We start from the raw sequence: 1,138 nt of genomic DNA, 5'->3' as shown, positions 1-1,138 counted from the left end.
GTCGTTGAGCCGGGTGACGAGGGGGGCGATGGTGCGGCCCTCCTTCTCGGCCGCCTCCCAGTCGCGGGGCCTCAGCTGGTACTTCTCCGAGTCCAGGTACTCCTCGCTGCCCGGCCTCAGCGGGGTGTTCTCGCACAGCTCGTAGCCGCTGTAGATGCCCCAGCTGGGCGAGAGGGTCGCGGCCAGCACCGCACGGACCTCGAAGGCGGGGCGGCCGCCCTGCTGGAGGTAGGCGTGCAGGATGTCGGGGGTGTTGGGAAAGAAGTTCGGCCGCATGTAGGCGGCCGCGTCGCCCGACAGCTCCGTCAGGTACTCCGTCAGCTCCTGCTTGCTGTTGCGCCAGGTGAAGTACGTGTACGACTGCTGGAAACCGATCTGCGCCAGCGTGTGCATCATCGCCGGCCGCGTGAACGCCTCGGCCAGGAAGATCACGTCCGGGTCGGACGCGTTGATCTCCGCGATGACCCGTTCCCAGAAGACGACCGGTTTGGTGTGCGGGTTGTCGACCCGGAAGATCCGCACGCCGTGGTCCATCCAGTGCCGCAGCACCCGGACGGTCTCGGTGACCAGGCCCTCCATGTCGGCGTCGAAGGCGATGGGGTAGATGTCCTGGTACTTCTTCGGCGGGTTCTCCGCGTACGCGATCGTCCCGTCGGGGCGGTGGTGGAACCACTCCGGGTGCTTCTCGACCCAGGGGTGGTCGGGGGAGCACTGCAGGGCGAAGTCGAGGGCGATCTCCAGGCCCAGCTCCCGCGCCTGGCCCACGAAGTGGTCGAAGTCCTCGATCGTGCCCAGGTCCGGGTGCACGGCGTCGTGCCCGCCCTCGGGGGAGCCGATCGCCCAGGGCACGCCGACGTCGTCGGGCCCGGGGGTGAGGGTGTTGTTGCGGCCCTTGCGGAAGGTCGTGCCGATCGGATGGATGGGAGGCAGGTAGACGACGTCGAAGCCCATCTCCGCGATCGCCCCCAGCCGCCCGGCCGCCGTGCGGAACGTGCCGTGCGGCTGGTCCACCGTGCCCTCGGAGCGGGGGAAGAACTCGTACCAGGAGCCGTACAGGGCCCGTTCACGCTCCACCAGCAGGGGCATCGGGTCCGAGGCGGTGACCAGCTCCCGCAGCGGGAAGCGGGCCAGCACCGCG

At 69.5% G+C, this 1,138-nt stretch carries 1 pseudogene; it reads right to left on the bottom strand.

The features are described 5' to 3' along the window. Positions 1 to 1,138, bottom strand: a pseudogene (locus ACZ7FF_RS44990) (alpha-1,4-glucan--maltose-1-phosphate maltosyltransferase); the annotation flags it as partial.

The sequence above is a fragment of the Streptomyces sp. NPDC037126 genome, assembly GCF_055605965.1.
The sequence above is the reverse complement of the archived record's forward strand: the minus strand, read 5'-3'. Positions and strand labels throughout refer to the sequence as shown.